This is a genomic window from Sulfitobacter sp. SK025, from assembly GCF_003352105.1.
Taxonomy (GTDB): domain Bacteria; phylum Pseudomonadota; class Alphaproteobacteria; order Rhodobacterales; family Rhodobacteraceae; genus Sulfitobacter; species Sulfitobacter pontiacus.
In genome coordinates, this window is record NZ_CP025808.1 from 2787796 (window position 1) to 2806599 (window position 18804).

The 18804-nt window shown below is 62.9% G+C and carries 19 protein-coding genes; 11 read left to right on the top strand and 8 right to left on the bottom strand.

What is annotated here, in order from left to right:
- Positions 1-106: 106 nt before the first annotated feature.
- Positions 107-904, top strand: coding sequence for a protein-disulfide reductase DsbD domain-containing protein (locus C1J04_RS13570; protein ID WP_235602558.1), 798 nt, complete (start codon positions 107-109; stop codon positions 902-904).
- Here C1J04_RS13570 and C1J04_RS13575 read toward each other — a convergent pair whose 3' ends face one another.
- The 5 genes from C1J04_RS13575 to C1J04_RS13595 form a co-directional block, all read right to left on the bottom strand.
- The gene (locus C1J04_RS13575) at positions 905-4306 is read right to left on the bottom strand and encodes an efflux RND transporter permease subunit (protein WP_009825239.1); all 3402 of its coding nucleotides are present in this window, start codon (positions 4304-4306) and stop codon (positions 905-907) included.
- A gap of 4 nt (positions 4307-4310) precedes the next feature.
- Positions 4311-5771, bottom strand: coding sequence for an efflux RND transporter periplasmic adaptor subunit (locus C1J04_RS13580; RefSeq protein WP_037953878.1), 1461 nt, complete (start codon positions 5769-5771; stop codon positions 4311-4313).
- Positions 5772-5912: 141 nt separating this feature from the next.
- Positions 5913-6455, bottom strand: coding sequence for a molybdenum cofactor biosynthesis protein B (moaB, locus tag C1J04_RS13585; protein WP_009825241.1), 543 nt, complete (start codon positions 6453-6455; stop codon positions 5913-5915).
- The gene (locus C1J04_RS13590; protein WP_009825242.1) at positions 6452-7060 is read right to left on the bottom strand and encodes a LysE family translocator; all 609 of its coding nucleotides are present in this window, start codon (positions 7058-7060) and stop codon (positions 6452-6454) included. Before C1J04_RS13590 ends, moaB begins: the two co-directional genes overlap by 4 nt.
- Complete coding sequence (locus tag C1J04_RS13595; protein WP_005849657.1) at positions 7053-7826, bottom strand: uracil-DNA glycosylase; 774 nt, start codon at positions 7824-7826, stop codon at positions 7053-7055. Before C1J04_RS13595 ends, C1J04_RS13590 begins: the two co-directional genes overlap by 8 nt.
- A gap of 156 nt (positions 7827-7982) precedes the next feature.
- Between C1J04_RS13595 and C1J04_RS13600 the strand changes: the two genes are divergently transcribed.
- From C1J04_RS13600 to C1J04_RS13630, 7 genes are all read left to right on the top strand, one after another.
- Positions 7983-8930, top strand: coding sequence for an aspartate carbamoyltransferase catalytic subunit (locus tag C1J04_RS13600; protein WP_114865383.1), 948 nt, complete (start codon positions 7983-7985; stop codon positions 8928-8930).
- Complete coding sequence (locus C1J04_RS13605) at positions 8927-9367, top strand: hypothetical protein (protein WP_009825244.1); 441 nt, start codon at positions 8927-8929, stop codon at positions 9365-9367. Before C1J04_RS13600 ends, C1J04_RS13605 begins: the two co-directional genes overlap by 4 nt.
- A complete protein-coding gene (locus C1J04_RS13610; RefSeq protein WP_009825245.1) occupies positions 9364-9879 on the top strand; it encodes a hypothetical protein in 516 nt (171 codons plus the stop codon). Before C1J04_RS13605 ends, C1J04_RS13610 begins: the two co-directional genes overlap by 4 nt.
- A complete protein-coding gene (locus C1J04_RS13615; RefSeq protein WP_009825246.1) occupies positions 9876-10412 on the top strand; it encodes a hypothetical protein in 537 nt (178 codons plus the stop codon). Before C1J04_RS13610 ends, C1J04_RS13615 begins: the two co-directional genes overlap by 4 nt.
- Before the next feature lie 155 nt (positions 10413-10567).
- A complete protein-coding gene (gene pyrC, locus C1J04_RS13620; protein WP_009825247.1) occupies positions 10568-11848 on the top strand; it encodes a dihydroorotase in 1281 nt (426 codons plus the stop codon).
- A gap of 2 nt (positions 11849-11850) precedes the next feature.
- Entirely contained in the window at positions 11851-12462 is a 612-nt protein-coding gene (gene plsY, locus C1J04_RS13625; protein WP_005849669.1) for a glycerol-3-phosphate 1-O-acyltransferase PlsY, read from the top strand.
- Between the two features lie 4 nt (positions 12463-12466).
- Complete coding sequence (locus tag C1J04_RS13630; protein ID WP_037953881.1) at positions 12467-12742, top strand: hypothetical protein; 276 nt, start codon at positions 12467-12469, stop codon at positions 12740-12742.
- On the opposite strand, the gene C1J04_RS13635 is transcribed toward C1J04_RS13630, so the two are convergent.
- The 3 genes from C1J04_RS13635 to C1J04_RS13645 all read right to left on the bottom strand — a co-directional run bounded on the left by C1J04_RS13635 (position 12736) and on the right by C1J04_RS13645 (position 15514).
- Positions 12736-14106: a glutamate--cysteine ligase gene (locus C1J04_RS13635; RefSeq protein ID WP_009825249.1), complete on the bottom strand. Its 1371-nt coding sequence runs from the start codon at positions 14104-14106 to the stop codon at positions 12736-12738. The two genes, C1J04_RS13630 and C1J04_RS13635, sit on opposite strands and share 7 nt — an antisense overlap.
- Before the next feature lie 60 nt (positions 14107-14166).
- The gene (locus C1J04_RS13640) at positions 14167-14694 is read right to left on the bottom strand and encodes a hypothetical protein (protein WP_009825250.1); all 528 of its coding nucleotides are present in this window, start codon (positions 14692-14694) and stop codon (positions 14167-14169) included.
- A gap of 97 nt (positions 14695-14791) precedes the next feature.
- On the bottom strand, positions 14792-15514 hold the full coding sequence (locus tag C1J04_RS13645; protein ID WP_009825251.1) for a 16S rRNA (uracil(1498)-N(3))-methyltransferase: 723 nt from the start codon (positions 15512-15514) through the stop codon (positions 14792-14794).
- Between the two features lie 12 nt (positions 15515-15526).
- On the opposite strand from C1J04_RS13645, the gene ubiA reads away from it, so the two are divergent.
- From ubiA to C1J04_RS13660, 3 genes are all read left to right on the top strand, one after another.
- Positions 15527-16501: a 4-hydroxybenzoate octaprenyltransferase gene (ubiA, locus tag C1J04_RS13650; protein WP_009825252.1), complete on the top strand. Its 975-nt coding sequence runs from the start codon at positions 15527-15529 to the stop codon at positions 16499-16501.
- Between the two features lie 63 nt (positions 16502-16564).
- Positions 16565-18463, top strand: a complete 1899-nt coding sequence (locus C1J04_RS13655) for an OmpA family protein (protein WP_009825253.1) — start codon at positions 16565-16567, stop codon at positions 18461-18463.
- Between the two features lies 1 nt (position 18464).
- Positions 18465-18791: a hypothetical protein gene (locus C1J04_RS13660; RefSeq protein WP_005849689.1), complete on the top strand. Its 327-nt coding sequence runs from the start codon at positions 18465-18467 to the stop codon at positions 18789-18791.
- Positions 18792-18804 lie beyond the last annotated feature (13 nt).

Genomic DNA, 18804 nt, shown 5'->3' on the forward strand with positions numbered 1-18804 from the left:
CAATAGCATGGCCTGCGCCCCTGCGGCTTTCAACCCCCGCGACTGCAACACATCATAATGCAAACGTGACTTGGCAAACGGGGGGCAGATGGCCCATGAAAGCGCCATGACCAGAAAAATTCTTGGCCTGATGGCCGCTGCCCTTATCGCCCCGCTGCCCGCTTCTGCAATGGAAGTGATCCACGGGGAAATCCTGCAAGGCTGGGTGCTGCCCGATGGCAACCGCATGGCCGCGATCCGCATGACAGTGGAGCCGGGCTGGAAGACCTACTGGCGCGCGCCCGGTGACATGGGTATCCCGCCCAGCTTCGACTGGTCCGGCTCGCGCAACCTGTCGGCGGTGGCCGTGGAATGGCCCGCGCCCACGGTGTTCCGCGAACCCAACCTGACCACCATCGGGTATAAGGATCAGGTCGTGCTGCCGCTGCGGATCAGCGTGCCCGACAAAGGGGCCCCCGTCACGGTCCAGACCACCATTGATCTGGGCGTGTGCAGTGACATCTGCGTGCCCGCCTCGCTTGAGCTGAGCGGCGTGATCGACACCACCACAACCCGCGCCGATCCAGCGATTGCCGCCTCATTGGCGCAGCGCCCGTTTTCGGCGAAAGAGGCCCGTGTGAAAGACGTGACCTGCACCATCGGTATGGCAGGCGCGGACCTGACACTGGACGCCGCGATCACCCTCCCCCCCGCGGGCGGGCAAGAGCTGGTGGTGATCGAAACCGGCAACCCTGATCTTTGGGTCAGCGAGGCAGATACCACCCGCAAGGGCAACGTCCTGCATGCGCGGGTGGACGTGGGTCACGTCAGCGGCGGCCCCGTGGCACTGAACCGGTCGCACATCCGCATGACGGTATTGGGCAGCAAGCAGGCCGTCGATATTGTGGGATGCAACGCGGGCTGATCACATGGCCCGTTTGCGGCGCGACAGCAGCAACGCCACCGCGCCGACGATATAGCCCACCAGCGCGATCAAAGCCGCCCCGGCCAAGAACAGCAGCAGCGCCGCGCTGCGCGGGGCCATCGCCCCGAGCTCAGGCAGCGGCTCGACCAGTGCGGGATGCAAGCTGGCCGTCACCGCGACCCACCCCAGCGTGGCCCCGCCCCACAGCACCACCAGCGTCCAAAGCGCCAGAATGCCGAGGCGCAGCCCCCCTGCCCGTGCCCGCATGGCCCGACGCATCGCCCGAATCTGGCGACCGATATCATGCTGCGCCGCGACCAGCGCAGGCACGACCAGCAACACCAGAAACATGCCAAAACCCAAACCATAGACCAGCGTGATCACCGTAGGTTTCAGGAACTGCGCCTGCTGGCTTTGCTCATAAAGCAGCGGAGCCATGCCAAGGACCGTTGTCAGCGTGGTCAGCATCACCGGCCGCAACCGGTCCGCCGCGCCATCGATGATCGACGGGATCACCCCACGGGTGGCTCCGTATTCGTCAATCGTACCGACCAGAACAATGGAATCGTTGATGATGATCCCTGTCATCCCCAACAGGCCCACGACCGTGAACATGCTCAGCGGGACCTCCCACAGGGCGTGCCCGTAGATTGTGCCGACCAGACCAAAGGGGATCACCGCCATCACCACCATGGGCCGCGTCCAACTGCCAAAAACCCAGGCGAGAACAAGGTAGATGCCCGTCAGCACAAGAATCAGGCCGGTCATCGCATCCGATAGAAACGTACCTTCCTGCTCGCTCAACCCGCCGATGCGGAAATCCACCTGCCGTTCAGAGGCGATGCGCGGCAGGATATCCTCGCGCAGGGCCGTCGTGATCTCGCTCGCGCGGGCGGGGTCATCCTCTGATATGTCGCCCGTGACCGAAATCAGACGGATGCCATTCTCGCGACGCACCGTGCTGAAGCCGGTGCGCCGGTCCACGCTGACGATACCGGCCAGCGGCACATATTGCCCGTCCGGCGTGCGCATCTGGGTCCGTTCAAGGAAATCCGCGGTCAGCTCTCCCTCGGGCAGTTCAACCCGGATTGTCGCCGATCGGGGGCCGTCGGGATAGGTTGCCGCCTCGATCCCGCCCAGACGGTGGCGCAGCACCCGCCCCAAGGTATCAATCGTGAACCCAAGCGCCTGGCCCTGCGGCGTCAGATCAAGGATCAACTCTTCCTTGTCGTAGGCCAGATTATCCTGCACCGCGCTGACTTCGGGATATTGCCGCAGGGCATCCTGCAGGTCCTGCGATGCGGCTTTCAACACCTGCGTGTCGGCCCCGTAAAACTGCACATCCAACGCGTCCCCCCCGGGACCCGACCGCCAGCCGCGAAAGCTGACGGTTTCGGCAAGGGGATGATTGACCACCGCGTCTTGCAGTTCAGCGACAAAGGCGAAGCTGGAATAGGGGCGCAGGTCGGCGTCGATCAGCTCGATCGAGATGCCGCCCAGCAGATCGGCGTCCTTGCTGTCGGCCCCGTCCAGACCGCGCCCCGCATTGCCCCCGATCTGCGCGATCACATAGTCGATGGGGTTGGTGCCGTATTCCTCGGCGTATTGCGCGCCCAGCGCCTCTGTCGCGCGTTGCATTTCGCGCATCATCGCCAGCGTATCGGCGCGGGTGGCCCCTTCGGCCATGGCAAAATTACCCGTCACCGACCCGCGTTCCGGCGCATTGAAGAACCGCCATTGCACGTCACCCCGGATGAACAGCGCCACCTGCGAGGCAAGCACAGCGACCACACCGGCAAGCACCACATAGCGCGCGCGGATCACCCCCGCCATGAAGGGGCGGAACAGCCGTTCGCGCACCCAGAGAAACCCGCGATTGACCACTCGGCTGGGCAGGTCATACCACCGTTGCTTGGCCCCCGCTGCCATCGCATGGGCCATATGGTTCGGCAGAATCAGAAAACATTCAACCAGTGACGCGGCCAGCACGGCAATCACTGTGAGGGGGATATCCGCGATCAGACTACCAAAGCGCCCGCCGACGGCAAGCAGACCGAAAAAAGCAATGATCGTCGTCATCGTTGCGGCAAAGACCGGCATCGCCATCCGCCGCGCCGCATTCTCTGCCGCTTGCATGGGGGGCTCGCCCAGCTCTTTGTGGCGATAATCCGCGTGTTCGCCCACAACGATCGCATCATCAACCACAATGCCAAGCGTGATGATCAACCCGAACAAAGAGATCATATTGATCGTGATCCCCCCCGCATACATCAGCGCAATCGCCGCGGCCATCGACGCAGGTATGCCCGCGGCCACCCAAAAGGCCGTACGTGCGTTAAGAAAGAGGAACAGCAACCCCACCACCAGTGCGAGCCCCATCAGCCCGTTATCAATCAGCAGGTCCAACCGCCCGGTGATCGCCTCGGCCCGCGTGCGGATCAGCTCTATCGTCACGCCCTTGGGCAGCATGACAGCCATATCCGCCGCGACGCTTTCGACGCTATGCTGGATACCGATGGCATCCCCCCCGTCAGAGCGGTCAATACGCACGGAGATCGCGGGATCATCCCCCACGAAATACCCTATCTCTCGGTCGGAGCCCTGCTCGATCACCCGTGCCACATCTCCGACCAGCAATGACGACCCGTCCGCATTGCTGCGCAACACGACGCGAGACAGGGCATCCGCGCTACGCTTCGCGGTGCCGGTGCGCACGCGCGCATTGGCGCCTGTCACATCACCGGCGGGCTTGGCATCCACCACTGCCGCGATCACGGCGGCGATTTCGGCCATGGTGATGTCGTGACGGATCAGTCTGGTCGACGGCACCTCGATCAGGGTTTGCGGCGCCGCGACCCCCTGAATGGTGCTGCGCGTCACACCCGCCGCGAACAGCCGCGTGACGAATTCATCCGCGAAACGCCCCAGCTGTTCCGCGCTGATCGGGCCAGTGATCACCACATCGGTCACACGGTCGCGCCAGATACCACGCCGGACCACCGGATCTTCGGCATCTTCTGGCAGTGTAGTAACCGAATCCACCGCCGTTTGCACATCCGTCGCGGCGCGGGCCATGTCCCAATTGGGCTCGAACTCAAGCGAGACGGTCCCGCTGCCCTCACGCGAGGCGGCGGTGGAGCTTTCGACCCCTTCGACCGCCAGCAAGACCGGTTCAAGCACCTGCACGATGGCGCTGTCCACATCGTCGGCCCCCGCCCCCTCCCAAACGGTTGTGACCGACACGCTGTCGATGATCACATCGGGAAAGAACTGCGCCCGCATATTGGGCGCAGCGGCCGCCCCGCAGACCAGCAGCACCACAAGCAGCAGGTTGGCTGCCGTCCGGTGACGGGTGAAATACGACAGGATCCCCCCTGCACGACCGGACATGCTGCGCGCCATCTCCCTAGCCTCCCATCCGGCTTTCAAGGCGTTCGATCATGCGCGCCGGCACCTGCGGCTCGGCCAGCTGTGCCAGCACGCGCGCCTTCGCCTCTTGGGGCATGCGGCTATTCCCCTCGATAAAGGCCACAAGCTTTGCGCGACGCTCTTCTGTCAGGGCGATCATGCTGGGGACATCTTCCTGCGCGGTCTCATCCGCCCCCGGACGCAACGGCTTTACCGCGATACCGGCCCCCAGCAGGGGCGACCGCGCCTCGACCACGTCGCGACCTTCGACCGGACCACGGACCAACACGTCGTCGCCCACGCGGCGCAAAACAGAGACCTGAATGCTTTCCAATCGGTTCTCCGCATCCAGCACCAACACCGCTCCCGTGGCATCAAGGGCCGAGCTTGGCAGGCGGATCACATCGTCCAGCGCAGGTTCACGCACATGTACCGTCGCGAAATCCCCCGGTTTGAATCCCGGCGCCTGCGTCAACGAGGCAAAGATCAGGCGCCCGCTGGCCCCCTCGCCCGCAGCGGCCCCCGCGCGGGTGATCTGGCCGCGAGCCTCAAGATCCACGCCCGCGACATCAAGGCGCGCGGTGATCTCTGCCTTGATCAACCGGCCCTGCGCATCCAGCAGGCGTGCGTATTGCGCGGTCGAGATGCGGAAGGAAATCTCAAGATCATCCGGCGCGATCAGCTCTGCCAGCCTCTCGTTCGCGGAGACCAAGCGCCCCTCGACGACCGAGGTTTCGCTCAGCGCCCCATCGAACGGCGCGGTGATCGTGGTTTCCTTTAGCGCGCGCTGCGCATCCTCCAACGCAATTTGAGCGTTGGACAACAAGCGCACCGCGTTATCCACGCGCGCTTCTGTCTGGGTCACCACCTGTCGACGCGCAAGAACGGCCTGTCGCGCGCTTGAGGCAGCAAGCTCCGCCGTTTCTGTCGCCGTCGCGGTGCCGACACCGCGTTCGCCCAGATCACGCTGGCGGTCAAACGCGCGGGTGCGCAGCGCGGCCTGCTCTTTGGCGGCGGCAAGCTCGTCCAGTCCCAATGCCAAAGCGCGGTCCGCATCGCGCCCCTCAGCCTCTGCATCGCGTACGGCACTTTGCGCCCGCGCGACCTCGGCCAAAGCATCCGACCGGTCAAGACGCACCAGAACCTGACCCGCTGTGACCTGCCCGCCCTCTTCGAAGTCCGGTGCCAGCTCGACCACGCGCCCGCCAACGGCCGCACGCAGCTCTAGCGTGCGGCGGCTTTGCACCGCGCCAAAACTTTGCAGGATCGGCACTTCGGTCCCAGACTGCGCACGCACCACATTGACCGAGAAGACCCGCTCGCGCGGGGGGCGCTCGGGCGGCGTGTCGGTCAGACGCTGCTGGACCGCCCCGCCAATGAGGTCCGCCGCAAGCACCAGAAACCCCAATGTCGCCGCTGCCAGAAACAACCCGATCATGCTTTGCCGTAGAAAACGCATCTTGCCCCGATCCTATTTCGTCCGTGCCAGCTTACCCCGCAGGCCTGCAGAACAAAATCACAGTTGTGACAGCCACGCACGGCTTATCAGGCGCATCGCAAAGCAGCGGGGGGGCTTGGGTTAAATTCATCGCCCCAGCCGCTATTTCCGGCGCTGGTGTTCATCCAGACGCGGCATGATCTCAACGAAGTTGCAGGGCTTGTGCCGATAGTCGAGCTGCTTGATCAAAATCTCGTCCCACGCATCCTTGCACGCCCCCGGAGACCCGGGCAGCGCGAAAAGATACGTCCCCTGGGCGACCCCGGCGGTGGCCCGGCTTTGCACCGCCGAGGTGCCGATCTTTTGCATGGATACGATCGTGAACACGGTGCCGAAAGCGTCGATCTCTTTCTCGTAGACATCGCGATGTGCCTCGACTGTAACATCGCGCCCCGTCAGCCCTGTGCCCCCCGTGCTGATCACCACGTCAATCTCAGGGTCGGCACACCAGTCGCGCAACTGGTCGGCAATCTCGCCCCGCTCATCGCGGATGATGCTGCGTGCCGCGAGGAAATACCCCGCTTCGGCGATGCGCGCGACCAAGACATCGCCTGACCTGTCTTCGGCCAAACCCCGGGTATCGGATACCGTCAGCACCGCGATGCGCACGGGGATAAAGTCAATCGTCTCGTCAATCCGGCTCATGTCCGCTCCAATACTGCAAGGCGTGCGGCGAGGGCCACGAAAATACCGCTGCTGATCCAGCGCAGCGCCTGCCCGCCCCCGACCATCCGGCGGCCCAGGCCACTGGCAAACACACCGACCAAGGCGTTGATAATCAACCCGCCAAGCGACAGTACCGACCCCAGCATCAGAAACTGCAGCAGAACTGGCCCCGCTTCTGGCACGACGAACTGCGGGACAAAGGCCAGCACGAAAAGGATCACCTTGGGGTTTGTCAGGTTCACGATCAAACCGCTGCGAAACGCGGATTTCGGGGCGGGTACGGGTGTTGCGGCCGCGCCGCTGCTACGCCAGGTCTGCACGGCCAGCCACAAAAGATAGCCAACCCCGATCCAGCGGATCACATCAAACGCCCACGGCAGGGCCGCCACCACCGCACCAAGGCCAAGCCCCGCCAAGGTCACATGCACCATACCGCCAAGGGCGACCCCCGCACTGGCCGCAACCGAGGCGCGCGGACCAAAGCGCATGCCCTGCCCCAGACAAAACATCATATCCGCGCCCGGTGTCAGGTTCAGCGCCAGGGCGGCGGGCACAAAGGCCAGCAATGTGAGGGGATCAACCATGCGTCAATTTTGCCTTCAGTGAGAGTAAATCGGCCCAGGCCTCGCGTTTGAATTCGGGGCTGCGCAGCAGATAGGCGGGGTGGAACATGGGCAATGCGGGCAACCCCTCGGCTTGCGTCCATTGACCGCGCAAGCGGGTGATGCCGCGTTTGCCCAGCAATGCCTGCGCGGACCAATTGCCAACGATGACCAATACCTCGGGCTTGGCCAAAGCGATATGCCGCGCCAGAAACGGCTTCATCATCGCGATTTCATCCGGCTTCGGATCGCGGTTCTGCGGCGGCCGCCAGGGCAAGACATTGGTAATATAGACAGGCGACGTCTGATGATGACGCCCCATGTCGATGGCCGCGAGCATCTTGTCCAGCAACACGCCGGCCCGCCCGACAAAGGGCCGGCCCTCGCGGTCTTCGTCCCGCCCTGGCGCCTCGCCCACGATCATCACCCGTGCCCCCGGCGTCCCGTCCGAGAAAACCATTTTGCGCGCGCCGCGTTTCAGCTCGCAATGCTCGAAGGCGGCCATGGCGGCACGCAATTCATCCAGCGTCGCAGCCCCTGCCGCGGCCTGTGTCGCCTCTGCCACCACGTCCGGCCCTTGGGCGGCCAAAGGCACCGGTCCGCTCTTGCCCTTTTGCGCCTTCGGCTTCTCGACCGCGGCGGGCACCTCGTAGCGGTTCACCGGCGCATCGCAAATCGCCTCGGTCGCGCCAAGTTCGATCTGCCAATGCAAAAGCGCAAGCGCCTGATGATAATCCACTGATTCCATGCGCCCAACTTACGCGCTGGTGTCGGCAATAAAAATGCCAACTTCCAAATGGTCTTAAATCCAACGCGGCCCCCACGGCCGGATGCCCCCGCCCGACGACTTGCCCCGCCCTGCGCCGCCGCCTATAACGCCAAAAATAACGTGGGGTCCCCCGTCATGAGTTTCGCACACCGCCATCTTCTGGGCATTGAACACCTGTCCCAGGACGACATCACCACCCTGCTTGATCTGGCCGACAGCTATGCCGATCTGAACCGCCAGCCCCATAAACACAGCGACGCGCTGAGCGGGCTGACACAGATCAATATGTTCTTCGAAAACTCCACCCGGACGCAGGCGAGCTTCGAGATCGCGGGCAAGCGGTTGGGGGCGGATGTGATGAATATGGCGATGCAGGCGTCCTCGATCAAAAAGGGTGAAACCCTGATTGATACGGCGATGACGCTGAACGCCATGCACCCCGATCTGCTGGTGGTCCGCCATCCACAATCCGGTGCCGTCGATCTGCTGGCGCAGAAGGTGAACTGCGCGGTGCTCAATGCGGGTGACGGGCGGCATGAACACCCTACGCAAGCACTGCTGGACGCGCTGACGATCCGCCGCGCCAAGGGCCGCTTGCATCGCCTGTCCATCGCCATCTGCGGCGACATTGCCCATAGTCGCGTGGCACGGTCCAACATCATGCTGCTTGGCAAGATGGAGAACCGCATCCGCCTTATCGCGACGCCGACGCTGATGCCCGCGCAAATCGGTGAATTCGGCGTCGAAGTCTTCGATGACATGGAAGAAGGGCTGAAAGACGTTGATGTTGTGATGATGCTCCGCTTGCAAAAAGAACGCATGGATGGCGGCTTTATCCCCAGCGAACGCGAGTATTATCACAGATATGGGCTGGACGCCGAAAAACTGGCCCATGCCAAGCCCGATGCCATCGTGATGCACCCCGGTCCGATGAACCGCGGGGTAGAGATCGACGGAACGCTCGCCGATGACATCAACCGCAGCGTCATTCAGGATCAGGTAGAGATGGGCGTCGCCGTGCGCATGGCGGCGATGGACCTGCTGGCGCGCAACCTTGTCGACAGCCGCAAGGCCACTGCATGACCGCAGCCCCGCCCGAAGAACAGGACCTGCTGCACTGGCGTATCTCGCCGCGAGCGTTCTTTTGGCGGTGCGTGGCGCTGGCGGTGCTGACCATGTTGTTCACGCTGCCCTTGCTCATCTGGCTGGACCCGATCACCTGGCTGCTTGCCTCGGTCCTGATTGCGGTCTTTTACATGTGGGTGTTTGAGGAATTCCAGATCTGGTACAGCAACCGCAATACCGTCTGGCGGCTGACCAACCGTGCGCTCTACATCAACTCCCCCGATACGGCAGAGCCGCTGGTCCTGCCGTTGACCGACATCCGGTCGATCGGGAAACTGTCCTTGTGGTCGATCAGCCTTGGCCTGCCCGACGGCCAGCGGATCACCTTGCCGCTGGTGCCGAACCGGGCAGAGACCAAGGCCCGCCTTGCCCAAGCGATAGAGGCTGCAACATGAGCGATCGTTTTTGGCAAGACCTGCTTGAACCCGAGGAAGAGCTGCTCTGGACGGGGCGCCCCCGCCCCAAGCTGTCGCTGCGCAATTTTCAGCTGTTCGGCCCCTTTGTCGGGGCCATTGGCACCGTGATCGCGGGGGCATTTGTGCTGCGGGGCAACATCCTGCCCGTGTCGCAATCGGTCGTGGTGGCGGTGATCGTCGCGCTGGTGGCGCTGTCGTTGCTGCGCGGGATGAAACGTCTGACCGACCTGCGCCGCACCCGCTATGCGCTGACCAACCACCGCGCCCTGTTTTTCAAACTGACCCGCGACGGCACCCGCGCCAAAGCATTCCCCCGCAGCGCCGAGACGAAACCCGATCTGCGCCCGACCAGCCCGCCGTCGGTTTTCTTTATCCGGCATGAACAGCCGGGCAATCCGGCACGCGCCGCGCATCTAGGATTTGAATATGTCGAAGACAGCGACAGATTAAGTGCATTGATGGTAACCCCGTACAAAGGTGCAACACGATGACACAACTCGAAATCCCCAAGGGCGAGATCGGCCAGATCCGCCTGTTTGCCGTGAACCGCCCGATTGACGAATTGGCCCGCGACCTGCGCAACGACAGCAAAGAGGCGCTGATTGCTGATCTGCTGGGCCGCCCTATGCCCGAAGGCGCGGCCGAACTGTTCCCCGTGTCCGATCTGACCGGCGTAGGTCTCGCCTCCTATCTGGGGGATGGCTATGCGGTGCCTCGTGAACAGATCAGCCGCGACCGCGCGCGATTGGATGCGCTGGACGGCTATGTATTGCTGCTGTTCTCCTCGGCCTTTGACGGGCAGGAAGCGACGCTGGACCTTGGCCCCGAACTGACGATGATCGGCACTTATGGCGAGGCGCAGCCCGATATGTCCGTCACCCCGCTTGAGGCTGAATCCGCGCAGCCCTACACCGGTGCCGCGGATATGACCCCGAAATCCCCGCCCAAGGGCGGCGCCGGCGGTATGATCGTGCTTTTAGCGGTGATCGTGCTGATCGGTCTTATTCTATGGTGGCTGCTGTGAAAGAACCCAAACCCGATCCCAAGATGTCCGGCCGTATCGCCATGATTGCCCTGCTTGTCGCCTTTGGCGTGGCGGGCATGATGGTGTGGATCGGGTCCTGACCTTTCTGACCGCCCCCGCGGCACCCCTGTTTTCCTAACGACGAAGGCCCCTCCATGACCCTGCATTTTATCAACGCGCAGCTGATCGACCCCGAAGCAGGCACCGTCACCCGCGGCACGCTACGGGTCGAGGATGGCAAGATCGCGGCGGTACTGGACGATACCGCACCGATCCCCGGAGATGCGCAGGTCGTGGATTGTCGTGGGAAATACCTGGCCCCCGGTATCGTCGATCTCGGCGTCAAGGTCTGTGAACCCGGGGAGCGGCACAAGGAAAGCTTCCGCTCTGCCGGGCTGGCAGCGGCTGCGGGTGGGGTCACGACAATGGTCACCCGCCCCGACACCGACCCCACCATCGACAGCCCCGAAGTGCTTGAATTCGTCACCCGCCGTGCGAACGAGGCCGCGCCGGTCAACGTCGTGCCCATGGCTGCACTAACCAAGGGCCGCGAAGGCCGCGAGATGACAGAGATCGGATTTCTCATGGATGCCGGTGCCGTGGGCTTTACCGATTGTGATCGCGTGGTGACGGATACCAAAGTGTTCTCCCGCGCGCTGACCTATGCCCGTAGCCTTGGCGCGCTTGTCATCGCTCACCCGCAGGAACCCATCCTGAGCAAGGGGGCGGCGGTGACCTCTGGTAAATTCGCGTCGCTGCGCGGGCTCCCTGCCGTCTCGCCCATGGCTGAACGCATGGGGCTGGACCGCGACATCGCCCTGATCGAAATGACGGGTGCCCGCTATCACGCCGACCAGATCACCACCGCCCGCGCCCTGCCCGCGCTGGAGCGTGCAAAGAAGAACGGTCTGGATATCACCGCCGGGGTCGGCATCCACCACCTGACGCTGAACGCGCTGGATGTGGCCGACTATCGCACCTTCTTCAAGCTCAAGCCCCCCCTGCGCGACGAAGAGGATCGCATCGCCGTGGTAGAGGCCGTGGCCTCTGGCCTGATCGATATCATCTGTTCCATGCACACCCCGCAGGACGAGGAATCCAAACGGCTCCCGTTCGAGGAAGCCGCATCGGGGGCCGTCGCATTGGAAACCCTGCTGCCCGCAGCCTTGCGACTGGTCCACGCCGAGATGATCGATATTGCCACATTGTGGCGTGCGCTGTCGTTCAACCCTGCGAAACGTCTGGGGCTGCCCGGGGGGCGGATGTCCGTCGGTGCCCCCGCCGATCTGGTGCTGTTTGATGATGGCGCGCCTTTCGTGATGAACCGCGAGGTTTTGCGGTCGAAATCGCGCAACACCCCCTTTGACGGGATGCGCATGCAAGGTAAGGTCTTGGAAACTTACGTTTCCGGCACCTGCATCTATAAGGCCTCCTGAATATGCCCCTGATCGACTCTTCCCTATTCGTGCTCCTGTTCTGGGCCGTTGCGGCCTATCTGATCGGGTCGGTCCCCTTTGGCATGGTGCTGACCCGCGCGATGAATCTGGGCGATCTGCGCAGCATCGGGTCGGGCAATATCGGTGCCACCAATGTCCTGCGCACTGGTTCCAAAAAAGCGGCGGCGCTGACGCTGATCCTGGATGGGGGCAAAGGGGCCGTTGCAGTGCTGCTGGCACGGCTCTTCGCGGGCGAGGACGCCGCCCAAATTGCCGCATTGGCCGCGATGCTGGGCCATTGCTATCCGGTCTGGCTGGGGTTCAAGGGCGGCAAGGGCGTCGCGACATTCCTTGGTGTGTTGCTGGCACTTGCATGGCCCGTCGGCCTCGCCTGCTGTCTGGCGTGGCTGATCGCCATGGCCGTCACCCGCACCTCGTCCATTGGGGGGCTGGCATCCGCCGCAGCATCGACCTTCTTTATGATCTTCCTGGGCTACGGCAGCGCCCTGTTTCTGGGCATTCTGCTGACCCTGCTGGTGTTCTGGCGCCACCGCGAGAACATCAAACGCATCCGCGCGGGCACCGAACCCAAGATCGGCGCCAAGAAAGACTGACCCTGTGACGGCTACCGTAGGCGCGCGCTTTTTGGACGCGTTCCACGCGCTGCCCGACGGCACGCACACCGGCAGATATCAAACCCGCCGCTATGTTTGGTCAAAAAGCACCTTCAACACAGGTAAAAGCTGGAAACTGGTGGCCGAGGAATTGGGCGGTCCGGACTATATCAGCCTGAACCTCTATGCGCTTGCCAGCGGCGCACGCCTTTATCCCTGCGAAATGCCCGCGGCCAAGGTCATTGCCTTTGTCCGCGGGCTGATCATCGAGGATCAGTAAGAATAATCGGCGTAGATCCGGCTGAGGTCACCCTGCCACTTGCCGTTGTAATCCTCCAGCAGCTCGTCGGCAGGGACCTTGCCGGTCTCGATGCTCTCCTTCAGCGCGTTCAGGAAATGCGTCTCGTCTGGAACCATCCCTCCGGCACCGCTGCGCGCCCGTGCTTTCAGACCTTGTTCGGACAGGGCCACGGCCTCGCGCGCGATGTCATGCATGCGCACGCCGCCCACCTTGGCCTGCAACCCGTCGACAGAGGCCGCGACCCGCAGCGCCTCGCGCGTTTCCGCGTCCCAGCCTTTGACCAGATCCCAAGCACCATCCAGCGCCTGTTGGTCATAAGTCAGCCCGACCCAGAACGCGGGCAAGGCACACAGACGACGCCAAGGCCCACCGTCGGCACCGCGCATTTCGATGAATTTCTTGATCCGCGCCTCGGGGAAGGCGGTGGTCAGGTGGTCCGCCCAATCGCTCAGCGTCGGCATTTCTCCGGGCAGCGCAGGCAGCTTGCCTTTCAGGAAGTCGCGGAAAGACTGCCCCAGGGCATCGATATATTTCCCATCGCGGTAGACAAAATACATCGGCACATCGAGCGCATATTCCACCCAACGTTCAAAGCCCATGCCGTCTTCAAACACCCAGGGCAACATGCCCGTACGCGCCGCATCCAGATCACGCCACACGCGGCTGCGCCATGATTTATGGCCGTTGGGCTTGCCTTCGAAAAACGGCGAATTCGCAAACAGCGCCGTCGCGACAGGTTGCAAGGCCAGTGCCACGCGCAGCTTTTGCACCATGTCCGCTTCGGACCCGAAATCAAGGTTCACCTGCACCGTGCAGGTCCGGCGCATCATGACCCGGCCCATCGTGCCGACCTTGGTCATATATTCGTTCATCAGCTTGTACCGGCCCTTGGGCATCAGATCCATCTGGTCGTGGGACCATTCCGGTGCCGCGCCCAAGCCAATGAACCCCGCGCCGATCCGGTCCGCCACATCGCGCACTTCGCGCAGGTGGGTGTTCACCTCGTCGCAGGTCTCGTGGATGGTTTCGACGGGCGCGCCCGACAGCTCCAACTGACCGCCCGGCTCGAGCGAGATATTGGCCCCGTCCTTGACCAACCCGATCAGCTTGCCGCCCTCTTCCACAGAGGCCCAACCGTGGCCGTCGCGCAGCCCTTCCAACATGGCGCGGATCGAACAATCGCCCTCATAGGGCAAGGGCAGCAGCGTCTCTTTGTTGTAGCCGAATTTCTCGTGCTCGGTACCGATGCGCCAATCTTCCTTAGGCTTGCACCCGTCCGCGAGGTAGTTGACCAGCTGGTCGTAACTTTCGATCGGGCCGCCGCCGGATTGAGGGATAGACATGTGGGGTGGCTCCGAGTTCAATTTCTGTGGTCTAAGGGATGGTGCGATTTGGACGGGGTGTCAATGCAACAGGATCGAGGCCGGCCGCATCGAACGCCGCTCCCAAATCACGACGGACAGGGTCTTGTCATCGGCCAATTCGGCCAACATTCTTTCGGTACGCAGCCCCGGAAGTGCGGCAAAAGCGTCAAAAAGCGCGTCCGCCCCCGCGGCATCCACGGGGATCATCACGGGATTTTGTCCAGGCTGTTCCAGTTTCCAATGCGCCGGATAGGCCCCGCGCTCAAGGCTCAGACGCTCCATCTCGCGTAGGGCGATGACGCCGCCGGTCAGAGGGCCGAAATAGGCGATCTGCCCCTCATCCACCTGCACCGCTCCGGCCCCGAGTCCGGTCTTGCGAAACCGCACACGCTGCCCGCCGATCCAGACAAAGATCACCCCCGCAAGGATCAGCGCATAGCCCGGTATCGCCAACAGCAACCCCGGCCCCGCCACCAGCCAAAGCCCGATCAAAGCGACCGCGATTCCGCCCAGAACCTCGCGCCAACGCCACAGTTCAGCCTTCGCCTCAGGTCGCAGAAAACTCATCGTGCTCTCCTACTGTAGGCTTCATTTTGCCAGATAAACTCCACGGGGGCGTGGGGGTGTGAAACCCCCACTCCGACGCGCGTGCCGGAAACCGCACTCACGCCCAATCTCCCAATGTCTTTTGCCACAGGGTCATAGCCGCCACTGCTGCCGTATCCGCCCGCAAGATGCGCGGCCCCAAGGCGACGGGGCGCGACCAGTCCAACCCGCGCAAACGCACGCGTTCACTGTCCGAAAACCCGCCCTCCGGTCCAATCAGGATCGCCCAAGGACCGGGCCGCGCGGATGCGAGCCCCTCTTCCTCGCCCGCCAGCGCCTCGTCGCAGAACATCAAGGACCGCTCGGGCTCCCAACGATCGATCAGACGGTCCAGCCGGACCATATCGGCCACCTCCGGAACGAAAGTCCCGCCGCATTGCTCCGCTGCCTCGACCGCGTGGGCTTGCAGACGATCGCGCTGCACGCGGCCGGCGTTGGTAAATTCACTTTGCACCGGCACAATACGCCGCGCCCCCATTTCGGCAGCCTTCTCGACAATGAAATCCGTGCGCGCCTTTTTGATCGGCGCAAAGATCAGCCACAGGTCGGGCGGCATTTGCAGCGGTTTCGTCTGCTCGGCACAGACCAGCACACCGCCGCGTTTACCCGCCTCGGCGACCTCGGCGCGCCATTCGCCATCGATGCCATTAAACAAAAGAACCGACGCGCCCACCGATTGGCGCATCACGCCAAAGAGATAATGCGCCTGTGCCTTATCCAAAGGAACGGATTGCCCCTGCCCCAACGGATGATCTACATAAAGTCTGATTTTCGCGTTCATGGGCACAGATATATGTACGACACCTCGCCGACACCAGATGGCAATGATGCGACACGCGTGGTCGATGCCCCTGCGGACAATTGGGTCGACCGTTTTGCGCCGCGTTTCACCCGCCCCTACCTGCGGCTCAGCCGCGCCGACCGCCCTATTGGCACCTGGCTTTTGCTGCTGCCCTGCTGGTGGGGGCTGACACTGGCGATGCTGTCTGACCAGCAACCGCGCTGGTTTGACCTGTGGATCTTGATCGGCTGCGGTGCCGGTGCCTGGCTGATGCGCGGCGCGGGGTGCACGTGGAACGACATCACCGACCGGCATATCGATGGCAAGGTCGCCCGTACGCGGTCACGCCCCATCCCCTCGGGTCAGGTCAGCGTCAAAGCTGCGCTTGCGTGGATGATCGCACAGATGCTGATCGCGCTTGGCATTTTACTGACCTTCAACGGGGCGGCCATCGCCCTTGGTGTACTGGCCCTGCTGCCGGTCGCCGTTTACCCTTTTGCCAAACGTTTCACGTGGTGGCCGCAAGTTTTCCTTGGCATCGCATTTAACTGGGGCGCGCTGCTGGCCTGGACCGCCCATACCGGCAGCCTCGGCGCGCCTGCGGTGGTGCTCTATGCTGCTGGCATCGCGTGGACGCTGTTCTATGACACGATCTATGCCCATCAGGACAAGGAAGATGACGCCCTGATCGGGGTCAAATCCACAGCCCGCCTGTTCGGAGACAATACCGGCCATTGGCTGCGGCGCTTCCTGATCGCCACCGTGGGCCTGATGGGGCTGGCGGTAATCTTTGCCCTGCGCGATTCCGCATCCTTTCTGGCGATGGTCATCGCCCTTGGCGGCCCCTGGGCAATGGGGTGGCATATGGCGTGGCAGCTGCGTGGTATCGACATCAACGACAACGACAAGCTTCTGCGCCTGTTTCGTGTGAACCGCGATACCGGCATGATCCCGCTGGTGTTTTTTGCCGCAGCCCTGCTGGTGTGATTGCACCCCTGCCTCCTCGGGCGTATCAAAGGCTCCAACGTTAACGGTTTCAGAAACGAGCTTATGCGCCTATCTGCACTCCTGATCATCGCGATGACCTTTACCGCCGCTGCGACCGTGTCATTGGTGGCTGCGAATTTTTCGGTAACCCTGATCGAGGAAAACTCCGAGATCGGCGTGCGTGATGCGCTTGATGCAAAAGAGATGACATGGGCCGAAGTGCAGGCAGACGGGTTGCAGGTCACCCTGTCGGGCACCGCGCCGGACGAAGTCGCGAGGTTCAATGCGCTAAGTACCGCAGGCACCATCGTCGATGCTGCCCGCGTGATTGACCAGATGGATGTGACCGCGCAGGCCGCAATCGCCGCACCGAAATTCTCGGTCGAGATTTTGCGCAATGATTCCGGCGTTTCGATTATCGGGCTGATTCCCACGACCACCGACCGCGATGCGGCCATCGACCGTTTCCAATCCATCGCCGGTCAAGATCATGTCGCCGATCTACTGGAATCAGCGAATTACCCTGCCCCCGACGGATGGGAAGACGCCTTTGGTTTCGCCATTTCCGCGATGGAGAAACTGCCCCGTGCCAAAGTCTCTGCCGAAGCGGGGCGTGTGGCGATCACGGCCATTTCCGACAGCGCAGAAGCCAAGGCACGGCTGGAAAACCAGCTAAAACGTGCGGCCCCTCCCGGGCTGGTGGTGACACTGGAGATCGCCGCGCCGCGCCCGGTGATCACGCCCTTTACCCTGCGCTTCCAGATCGAGGAAGACAGCACCGGCTTTGACGCCTGCAGCGCGGATACCGAACAGGCCAGCGCCCGGATTCTCAAGGCGGCCGTTGCGGCTGGCGCACCGGGGTCGGCACGCTGCACGGTGGGTCTTGGCGTGCCAAGCCCGCGGTGGTCGGAAGCCGTGGAAAAAGCCATCGGCGCGCTGTCCAAGATCGGTGGCGGCTCCGTCAGCTTTGCCGATGCCGATATCAGCCTGATCGCCGCCGAAGGCACCGAACGCGCCGTCTTTGACCGCGTCGTCGGAGAGCTGGAAAACGCCCTGCCTGATGTCTTTGCGTTGAATGCCCGCCTACCCCAAACCGTCGACCCCGACGCCGGCCCGCCCGAATTTGTCGCCACGCTCTCGCCCGAAGGTCAGGTGCAGCTGCGTGGCCGTCTGACAGACGACGCGCTGCGCGAATTGGCCGACAGCTACGCCAAGGCGAGCTTTGGCTCGGACAAGGTCTATACCGCCGCGCGGATTGTCGATGATCTGCCCGCCGATTGGCCGACGCGCGTGTTGTCGGCGCTCGACGCGCTGTCCAAGCTCGCCAACGGCACGGTCATCGTGACCCCCGATAGCGTCAGCGTCGCGGGCAACACCGGTAACCCCGATGCCAGCACGCAGATCGCAACCTTGTTGGCAGGCAAACTGGGCGAAGGCAAAGACTATGAGGTCAAAGTCGCCTATCAAGAAAAGCTCGACCCCGTTCTGGGCCTGCCCACCCCGCAGGAATGCGAAGCCGAGATCGGCAAAGTTGTGGCCAAGGGCAAGATCAACTTTGAACCCGGCAGCGCCACCATTGACGCCTCGACGCTTGGTACGATGGATCAAATTGCCGAAATCCTGCAAGACTGCCGCGACATAGCACTTGAGGTACAGGGATATACCGACAGCCAGGGCCGCGAGGAAATGAACCTCGCGCTGAGCCAGTCGCGGGCCCAATCGGTGCTGAACGAACTGCGCGCCCGCCGCGTAATCACCGGCTCCTTCGTGGCCAAGGGCTATGGCGAAGAATCGCCCGTTGCCTCCAACGACACCGAAGAAGGCCGCGAGGCGAACCGCCGGATCGAATTTAAGCTGATCAATGAAGGCACGTCGGAAGATTCTGACGAAACAGCGCTGGAAAATGGCGCGGATACAGGCGATACAGACACACCATCCGACCAGACCCAAGAAGGCAACTAACATGAGCAGAACCGAATTTGTCATCGCGACAGCGATTATCCTATTCGTCGCCTTCTGCCTTGGATGGTTTGCCAACTGGCTGCTGCACCGCTTTACCCGCGTGGCGGCCGACGATGTCGCCCAGCTTGACCGAATGAGCCAGGAATTGCACGAAGCGGAAGAAACCCGCGATCAGGCGATCACCTATCTGCAACAGCGCGAGGCAGAGCTGACGAACCAGCTCAACCAGACCGAGGCAGAGCTGCGCGCGGCGATGGACGGGTTGCGCGATGCACGCCACGAAGCGGAAGAAATGCGCGCCTATATCGATCGTCAACAGGCCAGCTGAAAGACCGAGGTGC